This window comes from Microbacterium sp. 18062 (assembly GCF_902706225.1).
Taxonomy (GTDB): Bacteria; Actinomycetota; Actinomycetes; order Actinomycetales; family Microbacteriaceae; genus Microbacterium.
The window spans coordinates 1-21,828 of the sequence record NZ_CACSKB010000035.1 but is presented as its reverse complement, the minus strand read 5'-3'; the positions used below and the strand labels follow the sequence as shown (position 1 = coordinate 21,828).

The 21,828-nt window shown below is 70.1% G+C and carries 17 protein-coding genes, 1 tRNA gene and 1 pseudogene; 15 read left to right on the top strand and 4 right to left on the bottom strand.

All coding sequences use genetic code 11. The features are described from left to right. Positions 1–54 precede the first annotated feature (54 nt). From GVL03_RS13095 to GVL03_RS22335, 4 genes are all read left to right on the top strand, one after another. Positions 55–756 carry a metal-dependent transcriptional regulator gene (locus GVL03_RS13095; RefSeq protein WP_159501447.1) on the top strand — a complete coding sequence of 234 codons (702 nt, stop codon included), beginning with the start codon at positions 55–57 and terminating at the stop codon, positions 754–756. 588 nt (positions 757–1,344) lie between these two features. After that, positions 1,345–2,166 carry a M23 family metallopeptidase gene (locus GVL03_RS13090; RefSeq protein WP_200847175.1) on the top strand — a complete coding sequence of 274 codons (822 nt, stop codon included), beginning with the start codon at positions 1,345–1,347 and terminating at the stop codon, positions 2,164–2,166. Positions 2,167–2,597: 431 nt separating this feature from the next. Next, the gene (locus GVL03_RS13085) at positions 2,598–3,095 is read left to right on the top strand and encodes an HNH endonuclease (protein ID WP_159501445.1); all 498 of its coding nucleotides are present in this window, start codon (positions 2,598–2,600) and stop codon (positions 3,093–3,095) included. A 563-nt stretch (positions 3,096–3,658) separates the two neighbouring features. Next, on the top strand, positions 3,659–4,549 hold the full coding sequence (locus tag GVL03_RS22335) for a heavy metal-responsive transcriptional regulator (protein WP_235038159.1): 891 nt from the start codon (positions 3,659–3,661) through the stop codon (positions 4,547–4,549). Positions 4,550–4,646: 97 nt separating this feature from the next. On the opposite strand, the gene GVL03_RS13070 is transcribed toward GVL03_RS22335, so the two are convergent. Next, on the bottom strand, positions 4,647–5,144 hold the full coding sequence (locus GVL03_RS13070) for a MarR family winged helix-turn-helix transcriptional regulator (protein ID WP_159501444.1): 498 nt from the start codon (positions 5,142–5,144) through the stop codon (positions 4,647–4,649). Between the two features lie 39 nt (positions 5,145–5,183). Here GVL03_RS13070 and GVL03_RS13065 point away from each other — a divergent pair, with 39 nt between their 5' ends. The 4 genes from GVL03_RS13065 (at position 5,184) to GVL03_RS13050 (ending at position 12,345) form a co-directional block, all read left to right on the top strand. Beyond that, the gene (locus GVL03_RS13065; protein ID WP_235038158.1) at positions 5,184–6,092 is read left to right on the top strand and encodes an EamA family transporter; all 909 of its coding nucleotides are present in this window, start codon (positions 5,184–5,186) and stop codon (positions 6,090–6,092) included. 192 nt (positions 6,093–6,284) lie between these two features. Further along, on the top strand, positions 6,285–6,974 hold the full coding sequence (locus GVL03_RS13060) for a hypothetical protein (RefSeq protein ID WP_235038157.1): 690 nt from the start codon (positions 6,285–6,287) through the stop codon (positions 6,972–6,974). A 1-nt stretch (position 6,975) separates the two neighbouring features. Next, on the top strand, positions 6,976–8,703 hold the full coding sequence (locus GVL03_RS13055) for a DNA polymerase Y family protein (protein WP_159501443.1): 1,728 nt from the start codon (positions 6,976–6,978) through the stop codon (positions 8,701–8,703). A 228-nt stretch (positions 8,704–8,931) separates the two neighbouring features. Then, on the top strand, positions 8,932–12,345 hold the full coding sequence (locus GVL03_RS13050; RefSeq protein WP_159501442.1) for an error-prone DNA polymerase: 3,414 nt from the start codon (positions 8,932–8,934) through the stop codon (positions 12,343–12,345). Positions 12,346–12,459: 114 nt separating this feature from the next. Here GVL03_RS13050 and GVL03_RS13045 read toward each other — a convergent pair whose 3' ends face one another. Continuing rightward, positions 12,460–12,738: a Fe-S cluster assembly protein HesB gene (locus GVL03_RS13045; protein ID WP_159501441.1), complete on the bottom strand. Its 279-nt coding sequence runs from the start codon at positions 12,736–12,738 to the stop codon at positions 12,460–12,462. 108 nt (positions 12,739–12,846) lie between these two features. After that, entirely contained in the window at positions 12,847–12,981 is a 135-nt protein-coding gene (locus GVL03_RS22645) for a hypothetical protein (protein WP_306770338.1), read from the bottom strand. Between the two features lie 257 nt (positions 12,982–13,238). On the opposite strand from GVL03_RS22645, the gene poxB reads away from it, so the two are divergent. The 5 genes and pseudogenes from poxB (at position 13,239) to GVL03_RS13025 (ending at position 17,562) form a co-directional block, all read left to right on the top strand. After that, positions 13,239–14,972 carry a ubiquinone-dependent pyruvate dehydrogenase gene (gene poxB, locus GVL03_RS13040; RefSeq protein ID WP_159501440.1) on the top strand — a complete coding sequence of 578 codons (1,734 nt, stop codon included), beginning with the start codon at positions 13,239–13,241 and terminating at the stop codon, positions 14,970–14,972. Positions 14,973–15,007: 35 nt separating this feature from the next. Beyond that, a pseudogene (locus GVL03_RS13035) lies at positions 15,008–16,009 on the top strand (MFS transporter); the annotation flags it as partial. 52 nt (positions 16,010–16,061) lie between these two features. Beyond that, entirely contained in the window at positions 16,062–16,208 is a 147-nt protein-coding gene (locus tag GVL03_RS22640) for a hypothetical protein (protein WP_306770337.1), read from the top strand. A 50-nt stretch (positions 16,209–16,258) separates the two neighbouring features. Beyond that, positions 16,259–16,330, top strand: a tRNA-Arg gene (locus GVL03_RS13030). A gap of 167 nt (positions 16,331–16,497) precedes the next feature. Further along, the gene (locus GVL03_RS13025; RefSeq protein ID WP_159501439.1) at positions 16,498–17,562 is read left to right on the top strand and encodes a hypothetical protein; all 1,065 of its coding nucleotides are present in this window, start codon (positions 16,498–16,500) and stop codon (positions 17,560–17,562) included. A 49-nt stretch (positions 17,563–17,611) separates the two neighbouring features. Here the strand turns inward: GVL03_RS13025 and GVL03_RS13020 are convergent, their stop codons facing one another. Continuing rightward, positions 17,612–18,880, bottom strand: coding sequence for a TetR/AcrR family transcriptional regulator (locus GVL03_RS13020; protein ID WP_159501438.1), 1,269 nt, complete (start codon positions 18,878–18,880; stop codon positions 17,612–17,614). Between the two features lie 84 nt (positions 18,881–18,964). Between GVL03_RS13020 and GVL03_RS13015 the strand changes: the two genes are divergently transcribed. Beyond that, positions 18,965–20,230 carry an MFS transporter gene (locus GVL03_RS13015; RefSeq protein WP_159501437.1) on the top strand — a complete coding sequence of 422 codons (1,266 nt, stop codon included), beginning with the start codon at positions 18,965–18,967 and terminating at the stop codon, positions 20,228–20,230. Next, the gene (locus GVL03_RS13010; protein ID WP_159501436.1) at positions 20,227–21,750 is read left to right on the top strand and encodes a carboxylesterase/lipase family protein; all 1,524 of its coding nucleotides are present in this window, start codon (positions 20,227–20,229) and stop codon (positions 21,748–21,750) included. The genes GVL03_RS13015 and GVL03_RS13010 overlap by 4 nt, the downstream gene beginning before the upstream one ends. Positions 21,751–21,828 lie beyond the last annotated feature (78 nt).

Here is a 21,828-nt window from a genome sequence, read left to right as displayed (position 1 = left end):
CGTGCGGACGGATAGGCTTGCCTGACCTGCTCCGAATCGTCGAGGAACACATTCATGACCGATCTCATCGACACCACCGAGATGTATCTGCGCACCATCCTCGAACTCGAGGAGGAGAACATCGTCCCCCTCCGTGCGCGCATCTCAGAGCGCCTCGGGCACTCGGGGCCCACGGTCTCGCAGACCATCGGACGCATGGAACGCGACGGCCTCGTCGTCGTCTCCGACGACCGCACCCTGGAGCTGACCGGCTCGGGCCGTCAGAAGGCCGTCGACGTGATGCGCAAGCACCGTCTGGCGGAGCGACTGCTCAGCGACGTCATCGGCCTCGACTGGGCGTACGTCCACGAAGAGGCCTGCCGGTGGGAGCACGTGATGAGCGAGCAGGTCGAGCGACGTCTGGTCGAGCTGCTCGGGCACCCGACCGAGTCTCCGTACGGCAACCCGATCCCCGGTCTCGACCAGCTGGGCGATCTGCCGACCTCGACGTTCGAGGAGGGTGTGGTCGGTCTCGTCCGGCTGCTCGATGCCACGGGCGGCCCGATCACCGGCACGGTCCGTCGCCTCGCGGAGCCCGCCCAGGTCGACCCCGAGCTGCTCCAGCAGCTGCGCGGGGCGGGCGTTGTGCCCGGCGCGAGCGGTGGGTTCCAGTTCAGCGAGGGATACGTGCTCGTGCAGATGGACGGCGCGGACGAGGGCCTGGAGCTGCCGGTCGAGGTCGCCGGACACATCTTCTTGGTCGACGAGAAGCGCTGACCCGAAAGTCCTCACGCTTCGTCTCGCTGCGCTCGTTCAGCGAGCGGACTTTCGCGCCCCACGGAGCGCCCCGCAGGGGCGCGGAGAAGCTGAAGCGAAAGTCTCCCCGGAGGGGGGAGACTTCGCCTCCTTCGTTGGTCGTCAGATACCCAGGCCGCTGACCCGCGAGTCTCCGCTCTCGGTCCCCGTGCGAGGAGCGAGGCTCCGAGACGAAGGGCGGCGACCGGGTTCTCCCCTCCCGGGGAATGCCCGGCGGGGGCACGGAGAAGCCGACGCGACCTGTCCTCCACAGCCGTCGAAAGCTCCTCCCGAACGCCTCTCAGCGTGACTTATTCGTTACCTTCCGGTAGCCTCGTGACGTCCACAGGCGAGAAGCCCGCCGTCGGACCCCGCGTGGATCTGCCTCTGACGGCTCGTCGTTCCCGCGGTGAAACCCGCATATCGTGCCCCGACAACGAATGCCGACGAGCCAGCGTGAGAACGCAGAGGCGACGGAGGACAGATTTGGCCGAGTACACCGATTCGTCAGCGAGCGAACCCGGCGCAGACGCTGCGAGTCCCCCCACGAGCCGACGCGGGATGCGCGACATGGCGCGCACGGCGAAGCATCGTGTGGCACGGACCTCGACGACGGTGGCCCGCACCAGAAAGCCCCTCTCCGGCCGCAGCTTCCGCAAGCCCCTGCGCAGCGTCGTCACCTTGAGCATGGTCGGTGGACTCGTTCTGACCGTCGCCCTCCCCGCCTACGCGGCCTTCAGCACGACGTCCGAGCTCACCACCGCATCCGAGGCGGTGACGATAGAGCAGGTGGCCGCCGACAACGCGCAGTCGCTCGTCGTCGCCTCCGACGTCACCACCACCGGGCTCTCCCGCAGCAGCTACGCCGCCACCACGGCCGAAGAGGTCGAGAAGAAGAAGGCGGCCGAGGCCGCGGCCGCGCGGGTCGCCGCATCCGGATCGTCTGCTTCCGTCTCGTCCGCCTCGGTGGACCTGAACATGGTCGCCCCCGGCAGCGGCGCGGTGCGCTGGCCGCTCGACATGTCCGGCATCACCGTCGGCCGCGGCTTCGGCGCCGACGGCTACCACCAGGGCATCGATCTGCTCGGCCCGCAGGGCACCGCCGAGTACGCCGCCGCCGCGGGCACCGTCCGCGTCGCCGGCTGGTACTACGGCTACGGCTACGCGGTCGTGCTCGACAGCGTCATCAACGGACAGACCGTCACCACGCTCTACGGGCACATGGTCGAGGGCGGTGTGCTCGTCACCCCCGGCCAGTACGTCGAGGCCGGTCAGATCATCGGACTCATGGGCAGCACCGGCTCGTCCACCGCCAACCACCTCCACTTCGAGGTGCGTCTCAACGGCGGACTGGTCGACCCGTACGCCTGGCTGCTCTCCAACGCGGGCTGACCGACGCGGAAGTCCCTGGGAGGGACTTTTCCGCGTCATCCTGGACGGCATCGGCCGGGACCGTTGACCCGAGAATCCCTGGGAGGATTTCCGGGGCCGTCCTGATGGTCGTCGGCCGGGGTTCGCTGACGCGAAGCCGACACGACACCCGCCGTTCCTCCCTCCGTGCGCCCGCGCGTGTCGTGGTGGGTTACCCTGAGTCTCGACGCTCAGAGAAGCGGAGGGAAGCCGATGGGCAGCACACCACGCATCCGAACCATGGATGCGCTCGGCCTGCTCGTCCTTCGGCATCATGAGATCGGATGCCACGGGGTTCCCGTGCGTTCACGGCGCTGTCCATAGGGCAGCGCCTTCTTCATACCCTGCGTCCCTTTCCGAGCGCTCGAATCGAATATCCGCGAAGCCGTCCCGGCCTATTCGAAGGACAGGAAATGCGCACACTGGTGCTGAATGCGGGCTACGAGCCGCTTGCCGTGGTCTCTTTCAAGCGAGCCCTCGTGCTCGTCATGAACGAGAAGGCCACCGTCGTCGAGCAGGTCGACGGAGATCCGATCTGGAGCGCGAGCGCGGTGTATGAGCGCCCCGCCGTGATCATCCTGACGCGTTATGTGCGGATCCCGGGCGCACGCAGCGTCCCGGTCACCCGTCGTGGGGTGCTGCGCAGGGACGGCCACCGCTGCGCGTACTGCGGCAAGGCTGCCTCCACGATCGATCACGTCCAGCCGCGGTCCCGGGGCGGCAAGGACACGTGGGAGAACCTCGTCGCCTGCTGCCTGCGCTGCAACAACGTGAAGGGTGACCGCACGCCGCAGGAGATGTCCTGGTCGTTGCGGCTCGTCCCCGGCGTTCCACGCGGCACCCAGTGGACCGTGCGCGGAACCGAGCGCGCCGACCCGCGATGGGAGCCGTACCTCGCCCTCGCCGCCTGAGCGGCGATATTCGCGCGGTCGGGCGATGCCCATGGGCTGAGGTGTGCCGGTCGGGAGCGGCGTCGTTCGGGGCGGCTTCTCAGCGCCGGGTCCGGGCGCTGTGGGGGTGGCGAGAGTCTGGTCGTTGGGCGAGCGCAGCGAGACGGAGCGCGAGGGCTTTCGCTTTGCTCGCATGGCTGTGCACAACGGCGGATATGGCGTGCGCCACGCCGTGCGTGGGGTGGCGATGTCGGCGTGTCGGGGTGCGATCTCCGCCGTTGTGTCGGGGACCGGGCTGGGGTGGGTTCGATGTCGGAGGCCTCTCGTAGCATGTAGGCAAGTTCGAAGATAGGTACGATTCTGAGTGGGTGGATCCGGAACGGTTCATCTCGCGGATCTCGCTCAGCGACCGGACTTTCCTCTCTCCCGCGGAGCGCCCCGCAAGGGTTCAGCGAGGCGGAGGTGCCGGGCGGAACTGCTCGGGTGGCACCCGGTCGCGCTGCGCGTTCGTGCTTGAGGAGCGGGGCGTGTGGCTGGGCAGGCGACTTGACCGTGAACCATGGTTCACGGTCGACGATCGGTTCATGACCCCATCAGCTCTCGACCGCCCGTTCAGCGCACGCACCCGTCGGACGATCCGCGCCTCGGCCGTCTACGACCTCGTCGTCACCGGTGGGTTCGCACTGCCGTTCACGGCTCCGACGCTGTTCGCGGCGCTGGGCGCCCTGCACGCGTGGCTCGATCTGCCTGGCTCAGCGCCCTCCCCGGACGTGTTCACCATCCTCTTCGCGAATCTGATGGGCAGCATCGTCTCCGTCTGGTCTCTCTTCCGGCTCCTGCGGCCGTCGTATACGGCCGGGGTTGCCGACATCGTCGCCCGAGTGCTGTTCTCGCTCGGGATGGCCGCCGCCCTCGCTCACGGAGCATCGCCGATCCTGGGGGTCATGCTCGCGCTGGAGGTCGGTTGGGCGATCGTGCAGGCGATCGCCTCGGCCGCATGGGCGGAGGCTTCGCACCAGTCCCGAGGCCCGCGACCGGAGGCCCGAGAACCTCTGACACACGACACTAGGGTCGAAGGCATGCGCATCTCCGAACTGGCACAGCGGGCAGGGGTGCCGGTCTCGACGGTCCGCTTCTACGAACGCAACGACATCCTCCCCGTCCCCGAGCGCGGGCTCAACGGCTATCGCGTCTACTCGGCGGATGACGTCCGTACTGTCCGGTATCTGCGACGGGGTCAGGAGCTCGGCTTCACTCTGCGAGAGCTCTCGACCCTCACCCGGCTCTCGGAGGACGTCCGTGCATCGGGGATCGTCGCCGGAGACGTCGCACAACAGGCACGCGACAAGATCGCCGAGATCGATGGTCGAATCGCGGATCTCGCTCGCACGCGCGACGCCATCGCGGGGCTTCTCGACGCCCAGTGCCTCGACCCGGAAGCGACCTGCCCCATCATCGACACGCTCGCGAACTGACGTCGAGTAAGAAGAGGGGGCGGAGCGCCCCGAGCATCATCCTGATCGCGACCACCTGGATCCGCAGCATCCGTCCGCGTTCGGATGAGCGCCGGGATCAGCCCCGGTCGAGGATGCCGAGCCAGCGCGTGAGGATGGGCTCGAGGGCGGCGGTATCCGATGTTCCGAGTTGGTCGAGCAGGCGGCGCTCGTTCGCGAGGTGGGCGGTCACGGCCCGATCGATCAGCTCACGGCCGGCGTCGGTGAGCCGGATGACGCGACGCCGGGCATCACTCGCTTCGCCACCACGCTCGACCAGTCCGCGCTCGATCAGACGGTCGACGCGTTTGGTGAGCCCTCCGGTCGTCACCATCGTGTGCGCGGCCAGTTCTCCCGCCGTCCGGGCGTAGGGGGCGCCCGCGCGTCGCAGAGTGGCGAGCAGGTCGAACTCGGGCTCGCTGAGGTCGAAATCCGCGTAGACCCTGGTCAGTTCGGCGGTCAGCGCCTGCGCGATCCGGTGCAGGCGCCCGATGACCCCCTGGGGAGAGGGGTCGAGGTCGGGGCGGGCGGCGCGCCATTCGGCCTGGATCCGCGCCACCCGGTCGGTGCCTGTCATCCCTCGACTTTACCTTCCGTAGAAGATAAAGTGTCTTCCGTGGAAGATAAATGGCTCCGATGGGTGCTCGTGACCGCGATGGCCCCGATCGCGTGGGGTGCGACCTATGTCGTCACGCGTCACCTGCTGCCGGCCGAGGCGCCCCTGTGGGGGAGCGTCATCCGTTGCCTGCCCGCGGGGCTGCTCGTCCTCCTGGTCGCCCGGAAGCTGCCGCGCGGCGCCTGGTGGTGGCGCTCCGCCCTGCTCGGTGTGCTCAACGTCGGCGGCTTCTGCGTGCTGATCTACATCGTCGGGCAGCGTCTCCCCTCGAGTCTCGCGGCGGCGCTCATGTCGTCGTCCGCGGCGGTCATGATGCTCTTCGCCTGGCTGCTGCTGCGGCAGCGTCCTCGGCTGCGCGCGGCACTCGGGGCTCTCATCGGCATCGGCGGGGTGGCGCTCATGCTGGGGGTCGGTGCGGGCGAGGTCGACGGATGGGGCGTCGCGGCGTCGATCGGCGCCATGATCGCGTCGTCGCTCGGCTTCGTGCTCACAGCGCGATGGGGCGCAGAGGTGCCCCCGCTCGCGATGACCTCGTGGCAGCTGCTGGCCGGCTCTCTCGTGCTCCTTCCGGTCGCGGTGATCGTCGAGGGTGCTGCGCCGGTGCTCGATCCGCCCGCCGTCGCCGGATTCGCGTTCGTGATCGTCGTCGGCACCGCGATCGCCTACGCGGCGTGGTTCACCGGCCTGGCGAGGCTCCAGCCGGCCGTGGTGGGGATCATCGGCCTGCTCAACCCGGTGACCGGCGCGGTGCTCGGTGTGTGGATCGGCGGAGAGGTGTTCGGGCCCGCACAGATCGGGGGACTCCTCCTCGTGGTGGTCGGCGTCGTGCTGGGGGTGGTGCCCGGGCGGATGGCGTTCGGTCGACGCCGAACGGCAGCCTTGCGCTCCGGCGGTGTCGGCGCGGCGTGATGTGATGGGCACGACCCGGGAGGAGGCGAAAGGCCGGAGACCGGGTCTTCGTGCGCGGTGACGCGCCGCCTGACGCTTTGCCGGTCTTCCGTGGCGCAAGCCGGCGACATCCCTCCGGAGGCGATGTCGGTGGTCGATCTTATCTTCGAATACGACATTGAGAAACTAGAACATACGTTCTAGCCTGTCGGAGTGAAGGTGATCGTGCGAGAAGACGCTGTCGGCGAGGTCCGCCGCCTGCGCGCGCAGCTCGATCGGGTGCAGAGGCCGCGCATGGACCCGGCCGTGCTGCCGACACATCCTTCGCTCGCCGAGCTTCTCCCCGGCGGAGGTCTGCGTTCCGGTGCGGCATACTCGATCGGCCCTTCCTCGTCGCTCCTGCTCTCGCTGATGGCCCGGCCTTCGCGGGAGGGGGCGTGGTGCGCGGCGGTCGGCATGCCGGAGCTCGGGGCCGAGGCGGCAGCGGCGCTCGGAGTGGTGCTCGAGCGTCTCGTGCTGGTCCCCGATCCGGGGTCGCGCTGGCTGGGCGTGGTCGCCACGCTCGCCGAGGTCATGCCGGTGGTCGCCGTGCGTCCCACCGGGCGGGTCGCCGAGGCAGAGGCATCGCGGTTCATGGCACGGCTGCGCGATCGCGGCGCGACGCTGCTCGTGCAGGGGGTCTGGCCACAGACCGAGGCATCGCTGCAGCTCGGCGAGCCGGAGTGGACGGGGCTGGGCGAGGGGCACGGCCACCTGTCGTCGCGAGCGGTCACGGTCACGGTGCAGTCCCGGCGTTCGCCCGTGCCGCGGCACGCGCGGATGCTGCTGCCCGACCAGGAGGGGGCGCTCGCGCCGCTCACGGTGCCCGCCGCGGCCGCTGTGCCGATGCGGGCGGTCGGCTGACATGCCCGAGCAGGTGCGGAGCCTTGTCCTCTGGATCCCCGACTGGCCGGTCGTGGCCGTGCATCGTGATCGTGCCGTGCCGGGGGCTCCGGCGTCCGGCGGCGAGTCGTCGCGGGTCGAGAGTGCATCCGGCAACCACCGCGGCGCCGACGACGCGGGGACCGACGACCGCGCACCATGTCGCGCCGGTGGAGACCGATCCCATCGCTCTGATGACCTCCTCGGCGCCGTCTCGGCGGGAGCGGCAGAAGGCCCGGAGCACGCGCTCGCGGTGATCGAGAAGAACCTCGTCGTCGCGTGCTCCGCGGCGGCCCGTGCCGAGGGCGTGCGTCGCGGACAGCGCCGCCGTGACGCACAGGCGCGCTGCCCCCGGCTCGAGATCGTGACGGCGGACACCGCTCGCGACCATCGGATCTTCGCGCCGATCGTCGCGGCGGTAGAGCAGCTGGCCCCGCACGTGCAGGTGATCCGTCCGGGACTCTGCACGCTGAAGGCCCGCGGACCCGCCCGTTACTACGGCGGGGAGTCCGCGGCCGCCCAGACGCTGCGGGCGGCGCTCGTGACCCAGGGCATCGCCGACGCGCGGGTGGGGATCGCCGACGGTCCCTTCACCGCCGAGCAGGCCGCCCGTGCGGCGACCCGCCGGGACGATCCCGTTCGCATCGTCCCGGCGGGAGAAGCGGCGGACTTCCTGGCGCCGCTGCCCATCGTCGCGCTGATCGACGCCGCCGGCGGCTCGGCCGGAGCCGACCTCGCGCATCTCCTCGCCCGGCTGGGGGCGCACACCCTCGGCGCGTTCGCCGCGCTCGAGGTCGACCGCGTGCGCGAGCGGCTGGGGGAGCGCGGCGTGCACCTGCAGTCTCTCGCCGCCGGTGCGGACTCGCGAGCCGTCGAGCCGCGCATCCCCCCACCGGAGCTGCATCGCGAGGTCGCCTTCGACCCGCCAGCCGAGATCGCCGAGCAGGTCGCGTTCGGGATGCGTGTGGCCGCCGAGGAGTTCATCGCCCGCCTCGACGTCGCCCGCCTCGTCTGCACGGAGCTGCGGGTCGAGCTGAGCGGCGACCGGGGCGAGCGCAGCGACCGGGTGTGGCTGCATCCGGGGACCTTCGATGCCTCCGCCGTCGTCGACCGGGTGCGCTGGCAGCTCGCTGAGGAACAGGACCTTCGCAGCGGCGTGACCCGGGTCCGTCTCTTCCCGGAGGCCGTGGACGCCGCTGCCCACCACATCACGGGTCTGTTCGGCGCGGGCGAGCGCGAGAAGGTGCACCACGCCCTCTCACGCGTGCAGGCCATGCTCGGACACCGGGGCGTCGTGACCCCGGTCGTGGGCGGTGGCCGCTGGCTCGAGGAGCGACAGGTGCTCGTGCCCTGGGGCGACCGCACGCTCACCGCGCGCGACCCCTCGCGACCGTGGCCGGGGTCGCTCCCCGCCCCGCTGCCGACGACCGTCTACCCGCATCCGCCGCCGGCCGAGGTGCGCGACGCCCGCGGAGAGCGCGTGTCGGTCGACGGGCGCGGGGTGCTCTCGGCGCCGCTCGCGGAGGTGACGGTGGAGGGATCGCGGCGCGCCGTCGTGTCGTGGGCAGGGCCGTGGCCGGTCCTCGAACGGGAATGGGATGCCGCGCGGCGTCGCATCGCGCACCGGTTCCAGGTCATCGACGCCGCCCAGGACGCCTGGCTGCTCGTTCACGAGGAAGGCGGGTGGTATGCCGAGGCGAAGTACGACTGAGCACGCGATCGAGCGGCCCGACGTGAGAGTCATCGACTCGCCGGTCCCTGAGCGAGGAGCGCAGCGACGAGACGAAGGGGTCACCTGTCGCGCCCCGTCTCGCTGCGCTCGCTCGGCGACCGAGCTTTCTCCATCCCCCGGATGGGCACGCAGGGGCACGGAAGCCGAGGCCGGACTGCTCGAGGCCGGACGGCTCGATGCGGGTCGAGACCTGGGAGGAGGTGGCTGATGGGCTGGCACAACCCCGCCGTGCCGTGGTCGGAGCTCGAACGGGCGCTGAGTGACGTGCGACGACCGGGCACCGTGCCCGCGGGCGCGGACGGAGGCGACAGCCCGGCCTGGTCGCGCAAGCGCGGACCCTACGTGCCCCCGCCGATCGAGCGGCCGGAGCAGGTCGTTCCCTACGCCGAGCTGCACGCCCATTCCTCGTACTCGTTCCTGGACGGCGCCTCCTCGCCCGAAGAGCTCGTCGAGGAGGCCGAGCGGCTCGGACTGCACGCGCTGGCGGTCACCGATCACGACGGCTTCTACGGCATCGTCCGGTTCGCGGAGGCCGCCGAGCAGCGCCGGGTGCAGACCGTCTTCGGCGCCGAGCTGTCGCTCGAGCTGCCCTCGCCGCAGAAGGGGCGGCCCGACCCGGTCGGGCGTCACCTCGTCGTGCTGGCCCGGCAGCAGGAGGGGTACCACCGCCTCGCCGGGGCGCTGACCCGCGCCCAACTGCGCGGCGCGGAGAAGGGGCGACCGATCTACGACCTCGCCGAGCTCGCCGAGCAGGCGGGCGGGGCCGCCGACCCGCACTGGGCGGTGCTCACGGGGTGCCGCAAAGGGGGTGTGCGTCAGGCGCTCGCCGAGGGCGGGGCCGTGGGCGCGGCGGCGGAGCTCGACCTGCTCGTCGACCTCTTCGGGCGAGACGCGGTGCACGTCGAGCTCATCGACCACGGCGACCCGCGCGACACGCAGACCAACGACATCCTCGCCGGTCTCGCCGCCGAGCGGGGGCTCGCTCTCCTCGCCACCGGCAACGTTCACTACGCGGTCCCCGAACGACGGCTGCTGGCGGCGGCGGTCGCCGCCGTGCGGGCGAACCGCAGCATGGACGAGCTCGACGGGTGGCTTCCCGCGCACGGCGCTGCGTTCCTGCGCTCCGGAGCCGAGATGGCGGCCCGGTTCGCGCGGTACCCCGGGGCGGTGGCGCGCACCGTGACCCTCGCCGACGAGCTCGCCTTCCCGCTCCGCAAGGCCTCGCCCGCCCTGCCGAAGCTGCCCGTCCCCGACGGGCACACGCCGATGTCGTGGCTGCGGAAGCTGGTCTGGGATGCGGTTCCCGTGCTCTATCCGCGGCTGACCGACAAGAGCAGGGAGCGCATCGAACGCGAGCTCGACGTCATCGAGAGGAAGGACTTCCCCGGGTACTTCCTGATCGTGCACGGCATCGTGCAGGAGGCGAAGGACCGCGGCATCCTGTGCCAGGGGCGGGGATCGGCGGCCAACAGCGCGGTCTGCTACCTCCTCGGGATCACGGCGATCGACGCCATCCACTACGACCTGCCGTTCGAGCGGTTCCTGTCGAGCCTGCGCGACGAGGAGCCCGACATCGACGTCGACTTCGACTCCGACCGTCGCGAGGAGATCATCCAGTGGGTGTACGGGGAGTACGGTCGCGAGCGCGCGGCGCAGGTGGCGAACGTCATCCAGTACCGGCCGAAGAACGCGGTGCGCGACATGGCCCGGGCGCTCGGGTACTCACCCGGCCAGCAGGACGCCTGGTCGAAGCAGGTCGAGCGCGGGCCCCTGCGACCGGAGGCTCCGGGCAGCGCGTTCGACCACGACATCCCCGACCAGGTGATCGCCTATGCGAGCGAGTTGATGAAGGCGCCCCGGCACCTCGGCATCCATTCCGGGGGGATGGTGCTCACCGAACGTCCGGTCGGCGAGGTGGTTCCGATCGAGCACGCCCGGATGCCCGGGCGCACGGTCATCCAGTGGGACAAGGACGACGCCGCGTGGATGGGGCTGGTCAAGTTCGATCTGCTCGGTCTCGGGATGCTGTCGGCGCTGCAGTACTGCTTCGATCTCATCCGCGCCTCGACCGGGGAGGAGTGGCAGCTGCGATCCCTGCCGAAGGACGAGGCGGCCGTCTACGACATGCTCTGCCGGGCCGACTCGATCGGCGTCTTCCAGGTCGAGTCCCGGGCGCAGATGGGGCTGCTGCCGCGCCTGCAGCCCCGGCGGTTCTACGATCTGGTGATCGAGATCGCGCTCGTGCGGCCGGGGCCCATCCAGGGCGGCGCGGTGCATCCGTTCGTCCGGCGCAAGCTCGGCCTGGAGGAGACGACCTATCCGCATCCCGACCTGAAGCCGGTGCTCGAACGCACGAAGGGGATCCCGGTCTTCCAGGAGCAGCTCATGCAGATGGCGATGGTGGTGGGCGATCTCTCCGGCGAGGATGCGGATCTCATGCGCCGGGCGATGGGCTCCAAGCGCGGCCAGGAACGCATCGACTCCCTGAGGGAGAAGCTCTACGCCGGCATGGCCCGACACGGCCTGGTGGACGAGGACGCCGACGCGATCTACCGGAAGATCCAGGCGTTCGCGAACTTCGGGTTCGCGGAGTCCCACTCGCTCTCGTTCGCCCTGCTGGTGTACGCGAGCTCGTGGATCAAGCTGCACTACCCTGCGGCGTTCCTCGCCGGGCTCCTGCGGGCGCAGCCGATGGGGTTCTACTCCCCGGCGACGCTCGTGGCCGACGCCCGCAGACACGGTGTGGAGGTGCGGCGCCCCGATCTGCAGCTCTCCGGCGCCGAGGCGACGCTCGAGGCGCTCGCCGACACCACGGGGCCGACCGGCCGGGACGCCTGCCGGGCGGAGCAGCCGCCCGTCGGAGACTTCAACCCGGAGGCCCCCGACGAGTCGGAGGCCCACCGGCGCGACGGGGCGTTCACGGTGCGTCTCGGGCTCGCCGGCGTCACGGGCATCGGCGCGGACGTCGCCGCTCGCATCGTGGCGGCGCGGGAGAAGGAGGGGGCGTTCCGCGACATGCACGATCTCGTGCGGCGCACGGATCTGACCGTCGCGCAGCTCGAAGCCCTCGCGACGGCGGGAGCATTCGGATGCTTCGGCCTCAGCCGCCGCGAGGCGATCTGGCTGGCGGGCTCCGCGGCCGAGGATCGCGCCGTCTTCCTGCCCGGGTCGTTCATCGCCGTGCAGCCGCCGTTGTTCCCCGACCCCTCCAGCTATGAGGTGCTGGCTGCCGATCTGTGGGCGACCGGGATCTCGACCGACGACCATCCGATGACGCACTACCGGTCGGCGCTGACCGCCCGAGGCGTGCTGACCTCGCGGGAGCTGCGCGAGCACGAGACGGAGCGTCGGGTGCAGGTCGCGGGGCTCGTGACCCACCGGCAGCGGCCGGCGACCGCATCCGGGATCACGTTCCTCAACCTTGAGGACGAACACGGCCTGGTCAACGTGATCTGCTCGGTCGGGGTGTGGAACCGGCATCGGCGACTCGTGCGTGACACTCCGGCGCTGATCGTGCGTGGGATGCTGGAACGCTCCGTCGAGGGGGTGACCAACATCGTTGCCGATGGGTTCGAGGACCTGCGAGTGGGGGTGCGGCACCGTTCCCGCGACTTCCGTTGACCCCTCTCCGGTCTCTGAGCGAGGAACGAAGCTTCGAGACAGCTCGGAGGACGACCCGGTCGGGCATGGCGAAGGGCCCGGAGAACCGGTCTCCGGGCCCTTCGCGCGGGTATGTCAGCCGCGCACGCCGAGTGCGAAGCGCACCGAGCCGTCGTCTCCCACTTCCGCGTCGAGGATGCGGTCGTCGAGGGCGTCGCTGGCGGCCGGATCCACGAAGACGAGGGCGCCGTCCGTCTCGACGACGGCGTCGCCCTGCTCGGGCGACGGCGCGAGCGCGAGCTCGAAGCCGGTGTCCGGGCCGGTGTCGCGGATGCGCAGGCCGCCGCCTTCCGCCGGGATCTGCGACGAGATCGTCTTGACCGCCGAGGCAGCGTTGTCGGTGAGCGTGAGCATGAAGCTCTCCCTTCGATCGGTGACTGCGGACCGGCCACGATTCCGAGAATCGGAGCCGGTTTCAACCCGAGCGGTCGATTGTGAGGGAACTCACACGTCCGCTCGGGGTCACAGCGTGGGGTTCCGGGAGTCGTATCCGTCGATGCGTCGTCGCGGACCCGGGTCGTCCGTGACGATCGCCCGGACGGTGGCGGCGATGGCCACGAGGGTGATGAGGATGCAGATGACGATGGGAACGAGCATGGGACCACCTCCTGGTCGAGTCGATGATCCGATCCCACCAGTGCGGTCCTCCGCGGCGAGCGGTCCACGGGCGCCGACGTGGCATCGAGACGCTCGAGAGCCCCGGAATTCCGGGGATCGTGCGGGGGCGTGCAGTCCACGGTCCGTGGATCGGACCGGTCGGCGCCGGCGTTCGCCCGGAGCCCGGACGGAGGTCGCGAGCGATCTCATCCTCCACTCCTCGCCGTCGCGCGGTGTGCACGTCTAGCGTGGGGGGCATGGCTGAGAACGTCGCAGAACTCTTCGTCCACACCCTCCGCGCCGCCGGCGTCACCCGGGTGTGGGGGCTCCCCGGCGACTCGTTGAACGCGTTCACCGACGCGCTCCGGCGGAACGGCGGGATCGAGTGGCTGCACATGCGGCACGAGGAGGCGGCTGCGTTCGCCGCCGCCGGCGAGGCCGAGGCGACCGGGGAGCTGGCGGTCGTCGCCGGCAGCTGCGGGCCCGGCAACCTCCACTTCATCAACGGCCTGTTCGATGCCCAGCGCTCCCGTGTTCCGGTGCTCGCGATCGCCTCGCACATCCCCTCGGCCGAGATCGGCAGCGGCTATTTCCAGGAGACCCACCCGCAGGAGCTGTTCCGCGAGTGCAGCGTCTACAGCGAGCTCGTCGGCGACCCGGCGCAGCTGCCGTGGGTCCTGGAGATCGCGATGCGCACCGCCGTCGAGAAGCGGGGAGTGGCGGTCGTGGTCGTGCCCGGCGACGTGTTCTTCGCGGAAGCCCCCGCCCGCCGCGCCACCGCGCCGATCCGGGCGACGCGGCCCGTGGTCGTCCCCTCGGAGGCCGAGCTCTCCCGTGCGGCGGCGCTCCTCGACGACGCGAAGAAGGTGACGATCCTCGCCGGGGCCGGCGTCGCCGGTTCCCACGACGAGGTGCTGGCGCTCGCCGAACGTCTGCAGGCGCCGATCGTGCACGCGTTCCGCGGCAAGGAGCACATCGAGTACGACAATCCCTACGACGTCGGCATGACGGGGCTGCTGGGCTTCGCCTCCGGCTATCGTGCGATCGAGAAGAGCGACGCGCTCCTGATCCTCGGGTCGGACTTCCCCTACCGGCAGTTCTACCCGGAGAAGGCCACGATCCTGCAGGTCGACATCCGTGGCGAGCAGCTCGGCCGCCGAACCCCGATCGACCTCGGTCTTGTCGGCGACGTCGGTGCGACCGCATCCGCCCTTCTTCCGCTCCTGCGCACGCAGCGCGACGGGCATCACCTGCGCGACGCGGTCGACCACTACGCGAAGACCCGCCGTGAGCTCGACGGGCTCGCGAACGACGACGGCAAGGAGCCGATCCATCCGCAGTACGTCGCCCGCCTGCTCGACGAGCTCGCGGCGGACGACGCCGTGTTCACCGCGGATGTCGGCACGCCCGTCATCTGGGCGGCACGCTACCTGCGGATGACCGAGCGGCGGCGCCTCATCGGCTCGTTCACCCACGGCTCCATGGCCAACGCCCTGCCGCACGCGCTCGGCGCCCAGGCGGTCGACCGCGACCGTCAGGTCATCGCGCTCGCCGGGGACGGCGGGCTGTCGATGCTCATGGGAGATCTCATCTCGATCGGTCAGAACGATCTGCCGGTGAACATCGTCGTGTTCAACAACTCGTCGCTCGGCTTCGTCGAGGTGGAGATGAAGGCCGCCGGCATCGTCAACTTCGGCACCGGCCTCGAGAACCCGAACTTCGCGGCCGTCGCCGAGGCGGTCGGCATCACCGGCATCCGCGTGGAGCGGGCCGCGGACCTCGAGGGAGCGCTGCGCCGCGCGCTGGCCGAGCCGGGGCCGGTGCTCCTGGACGTCGTGGTGGCGCGGGAGGAGCTGTCGATCCCGCCGGCCGTGACGACCGCGCAGGCGAAGGGCTTCACGCTGTGGGCGCTGCGCACGGTGCTGTCGGGGCGCGGCGACGAGCTGCTCGACCTCGCCGACACGAACCTGTGGCGACGTCTGTTCCATTGACGTCGAGAGGGGCGTTCGGGGCATAGCGTGATCCGGTGAGCGGATTCGCGGGGCACAAGCCGGGGGAGCGCGCGTATCGTCGGCTGATCGTCGGGCTGTTCTTCGCCGGGGTGGCCACGTTCGCGCAGCTCTACTCGCCGCAGGCCGCGCTGCCGTTCCTCGCGGCGGACTTCGGCGTCTCGCCGGCGACGGCGGCGCTGTCGGTGTCGGGCGCGACGATCGGCATCGCCGTGACCGTCATCCCGTGGTCGATCGCCGCCGACCGGTTCGGGCGGCTTCCGGCGATGAGCGTCGGGATCCTCGTCGCGACGGCCGCAGGCCTCGCCGCTCCGCTGCTGCCCGGCATCGAGGCCTTCCTGATCGTGCGGGTGATCGAGGGGATGGCGCTCGGAGCCGTTCCCTCGGTCGCGCTCGCCTACCTGACCGAGGAGGTCGATGCGGCGCACACGGCCCGCGCGGCGGCGAGCTACATCGCCGGAACGACCATCGGCGGGCTCTCCGGACGCCTCGTCGCGGGTCCGTTCGCCGAGTTCGGGATGTGGCGCGCCGGGCTCTTCGTCGCGGCCGCCCTCTGCGCGGTGAGCGCCGTCGTGTTCCTGCGCCTCGCGCCGCGGGCACGCCGGTTCGTCCCGCGGCGCGAACCGGTCCGCGCCGTCGGCCGACGCCTCCTCGCCAATCTCCGCCTGCCCGCGCAGCGGGCGCTGTACGCCCAGGGATTCCTCCTCATGGGCGGTTTCGTCGCGGTGTACAACTATCTCGGCTTCCTGCTCGCCGCGCCGCCCTACGCGCTGCCGCTCTGGCTCGTGAGCCTGCTCTTCCTCGCATACCTCGCCGGCACCTTCTCGTCGCCGCAGGTCGGCGCGTTCGCGGCGCGGCGCGGGCGGCTTCCCGCGCTGCTGCTGTCGGTCGGCATCATGATGCTGGGCCTCGTGCTCATGCTGGTTCCCGCACTCGTCGCGATCCTGATCGGTCTCGTCGTGTTCACCGGGGGATTCTTCGGGGCGCACGCCGTCGCCTCGGGGTGGACGCCGGCGTCCGCGGCACCCGGAGCGCCCGCGCAGGCCTCGTCGCTGTACTACCTCGCCTACTATGGGGGGGTCGAGCGTCTTCGGCTGGGGCCTCGGCATCGTGTTCGCCGCATCCGGATGGCCGGGGATGGCGCTGTGCGTCGTCGGCATGTGCGCACTGGCCGCCCTGATCGCGGTGGCCGCCCTGCGCCGCCCCCGCGCGCACTGACGTCGCCGGGTCGCTGGACTCCGCGCCCGGTGGCTAGACTCGGGGAGCCAGCCTCTGTAGCTCAATGGAAGAGCAGTTCCGTCCTAAGGAAACGGTTGGGGGTTCGAGTCCCTCCAGGGGCACGGTATTTCTACCCTTTGATCAGGTATTCACCGTACGTTATGAGCAACCGCGCCCAGGCGCGAGCTCTCCGCGGTCCGCCTTGTGCCGGCGAAGCCGGGTGGCTTGCGATCACTGCGCGATACGGATCGGCGGGGGCCTGGAAGCCGGGCTCTGGCAGTCTGCTCCTGTGGACGTCAAGCGAAACGGATGGACCGAGGTCGGCGTCGGAACATCCCGCGTCGTCGTGAGCCTGGACGATCCGGTGGCGATCGTGCGCAGCCCCGGGGCGGCAGACGTCGTCGCATCGTGGCCGGATCTGGATGTGGGGTCGCGCGCCACATCCAGCACGGTGCTGGGCGCGCATGCGGGAGCATGGGTGTTCTACAGGCCCCTCGAATCGGAGGATCCTTCGCTGCCCGCCGGACACTCGGCGGCGGTTCACGTGGCGGTCGACGGCGAGGTGACGCGCTTCGCCCCCGTGCCCCAGGGGCAAACGTTGGGGGTGACGCGACATGGCCTGTGGCTCACGTCGGGAGGCTTTCCCGATCCCGACGAGGAGGCCGCGTGGCGGGCGGATCATCGCGTCGCCGTGCTCGGTCCGGACGGGATCGAGCGGAGACACGCAATCGATCGCAGGATCGCGGTCGCCCTCGACGACAGTGGGTCATCGCGCCTGATTCTCTACCGAGGGGCGCCCGCCGCCCGTCGAGACGGGTTCGGCGGCGCGACCTACTCCTACCGCTACGTCACGGCACGGCTCCCCGACGTGCTCCTTGGCGTCATGCGCGTGGCAGACCTCGAGACCGAGACCTTCGATGAGCGCGAGCTGATGAGTGCCATGGCGGCTGTCACGCCACGTCCTCCCGACGACCCTCCATCCGACCCGGCGATCCGGTGGGATCCGATCAGCCTCACGTCGGACGAGAAGGACGCGGCGGTCGCCTCCGTCGTCCACGAGTTCGACCATCTCACGGACTACTGGCGCGGGCAGGACGGTCGGACGTTCCCGCTTTCGCGTGGCCTCGGTGACCCGCTCGTCGAGGCTGTCGACGAGTGGCCGAGAACACGCGTGGAAGTGTCGTTCACCCATCCTCACTATCCCGAAGGACGCCTTCGTCGCACACTCCGCGTATTCGACGACGCCGGACGCGTCAATCCGGCCCTCTATGCATCCATCCACCTCATGGAGGACCTCGGCACCGAGGCCCTCCCCGACGCCGGTGCGGCACGCGACGGAATCCTCGACATCTGAACCGGCTCGACTCGATCGATCCGAACGACGAGGTCAGCAGCGGGAGCCCTCAGTCATTCCGCGAAGGAGGGGCGGGACGGCCCCGCAGAGTCCCCGAGAAGTTGACGCGATCACCGTGGGCGACCCCATCCCCAGACGTCCCCGTGTTGCCGTTGTCGGCACGGAGGACCGTCGATGCGAGCGTGTGCACGACGTCCACGTCCGGAGCAGAAGGCCTGGGCGGCCACAGCATCAGCCCGTAGACCAGCAGAAACGCTGCGTCGCTACGGATGCGTGCCTCGACCGCACTGCTGCCGGTTGCGGTCTCGATGTAGCGCGACCAGCGGTCGACGAGCTCGTCGTGAATGCGGGACGCGTTGAGCCGGTCGCTCTGATCGAGCTCGAACGCGTCGTTGACGACGATCGTGATCAGGTCGGGTCGTGCGAGCAGCAGGCCGATGTACCCGTCCAGCAGGCGGTCAAGAGTCGTGACGTCGTCCGGTTCACCGATGACGGCCCGGTCCACCTCGGCCCGCAACAGGACCTCGCCTTCGGCGAAGGCTGCGCCGAGTACGTCGCGTTTGCTTGCGAAGTGATTGTAGAAGCTGCTCGCGACGATGCCCGCCGCGCCCGCGATCTGCTCGACCGAGACTTCGGCGTAGCCGCGGTCTGCGAAGAGCTCAACCGCTCGCGTCAACAGTTCGGCGCGTCGACCGGCGTGATCGTGCGGCGCGACCTCGACGACGGGGGGACGTGTCCCTCGCACTGAGGCGTCCACGATCCGCCGCGCGGAGTCGCGGACGAACACCTCCATCCTGTCGTCGGGCAGTTCGAAGTAGTGGAACGAGATGCTCGCGAGCAGCATGACGATGGCGCGCGCCCGAGAGTGGGGCTCGATTCCGCTGGGAGCGCTTTCGCGGGCGATCGCGGCGGCGATCAGATCGATGAGCTCGGCGATCGAGTTCTCGACGATCAAGCGCTTCGGCGCGTCGAGGTGTCGGTACTCGCGCACCCACAGAAGGCCCGAGTTGCGTTCACGTACCGCGACCGCCGCCAACTCGCCCAGAAGCGAGTCGAGCGCAGTCGCGGATCTCGCGCTATCGAGCAGTGGATCGAGGCCCGCTCGGGTGGCGGCCAGGAGGAGCGCCGCCTTGCCGGGGACGTGCCGGTAGAGGGCGGAGGCGCGGACGTTCAATGCTTCGGCGATGTCCCGCATCGCGACGGCGCTGTATCCGTGGAGTCCGAACAGGCGCCCGGCTGTGCGGACGATCATCGCCTTGCGATCGCGCGGACGTGTTCCGCGCGGCGGCGGGTCTGAGACGCCGACCTCAAGGTCCATGTCCCTGACTTTACTTGGGCGCTCGACAACGAATAGAGATTCACTTAGAGTTGGCGAGCCCAAGCCGTTCCAAGGATGTGATGCATGCTCGATCCCGCCGTCTTCGATCCCGTGCCCTCCTCAGCGCCTGCGATTCCTCGCCCGCCGCGACGACTCATCCCCTGGCTCGGCATCCTCCAGTTCACCGTCCAAGGCGTCTTCAGCGCGCTGACGGCCGTGCTGCTGCCGAACCAGCTGACCGCCCTCGACGAGCCGCACAAGGTCGCGAACCTCGCCCTCGTCACGAGCATCTCGTTCGCGTTGGCCATCGTGGTGCAGCCCGTCGTCGGCACCCTGAGCGACCGCACTCGTGGCAGGCTCGGCCGTCGCGCGCCATGGATGCTCGGCGGCGCGGTCGCGGCGGCAGCGGTGCTGGCCCTCGTCGGGCACCTCGATTCGATCGGTGCGGTCGCCGCCTGCTGGGTGGGCGTCCAGATCGCGTTCAACGCCATCCTCGCGCCGTTCTCCGCGGTGCTTCCCGACCGTATCCCCTCGGAACGACGCGGCGTCGCCTCCGCCGCCATCGGCTTCGGCTTCATGGTGGGCGCCGCGGTCGCCGTGGTGATCGCGGGGCAACTCGCTCGCGACCTGCCGCTGGCCTACACCGCGTTCGGGCTCGCCGTGCTCGTCGGGGTCGTGCTCTTCGTCGTCGTCAACCGTGACCGGACGATCGTCGCACGCCAGCTGCCGCCCCTATGCCTGCGCTCGATTCTCGCGGCGTTCTGGGTGAATCCGCGCCGGCATCCGGACTTCGCCTGGGCGTTCGCGGGCCGGTTCCTCTTCGTGATCGGCTACTACTCCGTCTTCACCTTCAACCTCTACGTGCTCACGGACTACGTGGGAATGACACTGGACGAGGCCAACGCGGGTCTCGGTCTGCTGAGCGCGGCGACCGTGCTGGGAGCGATCGCCGCCATCCTTGTCGGCGGCTTTCTCAGCGATCGTCTGCGGTGCCGCAAGCCGTTCATCTATGCCGCTTCCGTGTTCATGGCCGTGGGGCTGGCGGTGCCGCTGATCTCTCCGACATTCGCGGCGATCGTCGTGCTCTCGGCGCTGTTCGGCATCGGCTTCGGCCTCTATCAGGTATGCGATACCGTGCTCATGACAGAGGTGCTGCCCGACGCCGACGGCGCGGCGGCGAAGGATCTCGGTGTGCTCAACCTCGCCAACGCGATTCCGCAGGCGGTTGCTCCGGCGCTCGGCGCTGCACTCGTCCTGGCGACCGGCGGCTACATAGGGCTGTTCGCTGTAGGCATCGGTATCGTGCTCATCGCCGCTGCGGCGATCTGGCCGATCAGGTCGGTGCGATGAGCACTCCGAACCGTGCGGACGGGCCCAGACCCGAGGCGACGACCCGCGCAGGGCGGGTCCGCGGCATGTGGCGGCACGACGTCGCGGTGTTTCTCGGCATCCCGTTCGCGCAGCCCCCTGTCGGCCCGCTGCGGTTCGCGGCGCCCGTGCCGCCTGAGCCGTGGGGCGGCGTACGCGACGCGGTCGAGTACGGTCCCACGACAGACCGCGTGCCCATTCCCGGGCACATCATGCCCGAGACCGTGGTTCTCGGTGACGAGACGCTCAATCTCAACGTTTTCACGCCTGCGCTCGCGCACGAGCCGCCGTCGGGTCTGCCGGTGATGGTATGGATTCACGGCGGCGGCTTCTACGGCGGGTCGCCGAAGAACGAGTGGTACGAGGGCGAATCGTTCACCCGCGACGGCGTCGTGGTGGTGACCGTCGACTACCGGCTCGGCGTCGACGGCTTCGGCTGCATCGATGGTGCTCCGCACAATCGGGGAGTGCTCGACTGGCTCGCGGCCCTCGAGTGGGTCTCCGACAACATCGCGGCGTTCGGCGGAGACCCTGCCCGCGTGACGATCGCGGGCCAGTCCGCGGGTGGCGGTGCGGTGCTCACGCTCCTCGGGATGCAGCGGGCACAGCCGCTGTTCTGCGCCGCCATCAGCCTTTCGGGCGCGGTGGCCGACGTGCCGCGTGCTCGCGCGGACGAGTTCACTCGGCGCCTTGCGGCACGTGCGGGCGTCGCGGGGGATCGGGCGGGCCTCGCATCCCTGTCCGAGGCGAGGCTTCTCGAACTGCAGTCGCAGCAGTTCGCAGGTTTCGCGACCCCTGCCCGCGAGCGGCTGGCGATGACTCGCGCGATGCTCGATGGCGCGTTCCCGACCGGCCCGATGATCGACGGCGATCTGCTGGAGCGTCCGACGGTCGACTCGTTGGCACTCGGCGTCGGAGCGGACAAGCCGCTGCTGATTGCGACGGTGGATGACGAGCTGACCTCCGAGACCGCGCGGGGGATGCCTCGCGTTGTCGATCTTCTCCCCCGGTTCCCGGCGTTGAGAATGCTGGGCATTCCCGGCTCGGTCGCCCGCGCCTATCTCGCGCGTCATCGAGGTCTGAAGCCGCGCCGGTTGCTCGGCCAGCTGCTGACGGACGCGCTGTTCCGCCGCCTCGCACTCGACGTGGCGACAGCACGCGGCACCGCCGCGACCTGGCTCGCACGGGTCGGCTGGACGTCCCCCGCTTTCGGTGACGCATTGCATTGCCTGGACCTCCCGTTCTTCTTCGACGTGCTCGGTTCCCCCACCGTCTATCGCCTCGTCGGGCCGCAAGCCCCTCAGCAGATCGCCGATGATCTCCACGGCGCGGCCGTCCGGCTCATTCGCGGTCACGAGCCGCAATGGGAGGCTTGGACCCCCGAGCGCGGTGCCACCCGCGTGCTGAACACCACGATCGTGACCGAACTGGACGGTTACGCCGACGTGCGCCCGCTTAGCCTCGATCCACCGATGAGCCTGGGTGTTGAGCGGGCGTCGTGACAGAGAAATGCCTCTCTGACCGGGAAGAATAGAGCTTGTCTAAGGTCCTATTCACCCAATCCGAGAGGCATCTCGTAG

Bases quoted from the DNA above. Each gene is read 5' to 3' on its own strand.
- GVL03_RS13070 (WP_159501444.1), bottom strand. From the start codon at position 5,144: ATGACAGGCACCGACCGGGTGGCGCGGATCCAGGCCGAATGGCGCGCC.
- GVL03_RS13010 (WP_159501436.1), top strand. From the start codon at position 20,227: ATGAGCACTCCGAACCGTGCGGACGGGCCCAGACCCGAGGCGACGACC.
- GVL03_RS22640 (WP_306770337.1), top strand. From the start codon at position 16,062: ATGGGGGGGTCGAGCGTCTTCGGCTGGGGCCTCGGCATCGTGTTCGCC.
- GVL03_RS13020 (WP_159501438.1), bottom strand. From the start codon at position 18,880: ATGGACCTTGAGGTCGGCGTCTCAGACCCGCCGCCGCGCGGAACACGT.
- GVL03_RS13090 (WP_200847175.1), top strand. From the start codon at position 1,345: ATGGCGCGCACGGCGAAGCATCGTGTGGCACGGACCTCGACGACGGTG.
- GVL03_RS13015 (WP_159501437.1), top strand. From the start codon at position 18,965: ATGCTCGATCCCGCCGTCTTCGATCCCGTGCCCTCCTCAGCGCCTGCG.
- GVL03_RS13045 (WP_159501441.1), bottom strand. From the start codon at position 12,738: ATGCTCACGCTCACCGACAACGCTGCCTCGGCGGTCAAGACGATCTCG.
- GVL03_RS22335 (WP_235038159.1), top strand. From the start codon at position 3,659: ATGACCCCATCAGCTCTCGACCGCCCGTTCAGCGCACGCACCCGTCGG.
- GVL03_RS13085 (WP_159501445.1), top strand. From the start codon at position 2,598: ATGCGCACACTGGTGCTGAATGCGGGCTACGAGCCGCTTGCCGTGGTC.
- poxB (WP_159501440.1), top strand. From the start codon at position 13,239: ATGGCTGAGAACGTCGCAGAACTCTTCGTCCACACCCTCCGCGCCGCC.
- GVL03_RS13095 (WP_159501447.1), top strand. From the start codon at position 55: ATGACCGATCTCATCGACACCACCGAGATGTATCTGCGCACCATCCTC.
- GVL03_RS22645 (WP_306770338.1), bottom strand. From the start codon at position 12,981: ATGCTCGTTCCCATCGTCATCTGCATCCTCATCACCCTCGTGGCCATC.
- GVL03_RS13055 (WP_159501443.1), top strand. From the start codon at position 6,976: ATGCCCGAGCAGGTGCGGAGCCTTGTCCTCTGGATCCCCGACTGGCCG.
- GVL03_RS13050 (WP_159501442.1), top strand. From the start codon at position 8,932: ATGGGCTGGCACAACCCCGCCGTGCCGTGGTCGGAGCTCGAACGGGCG.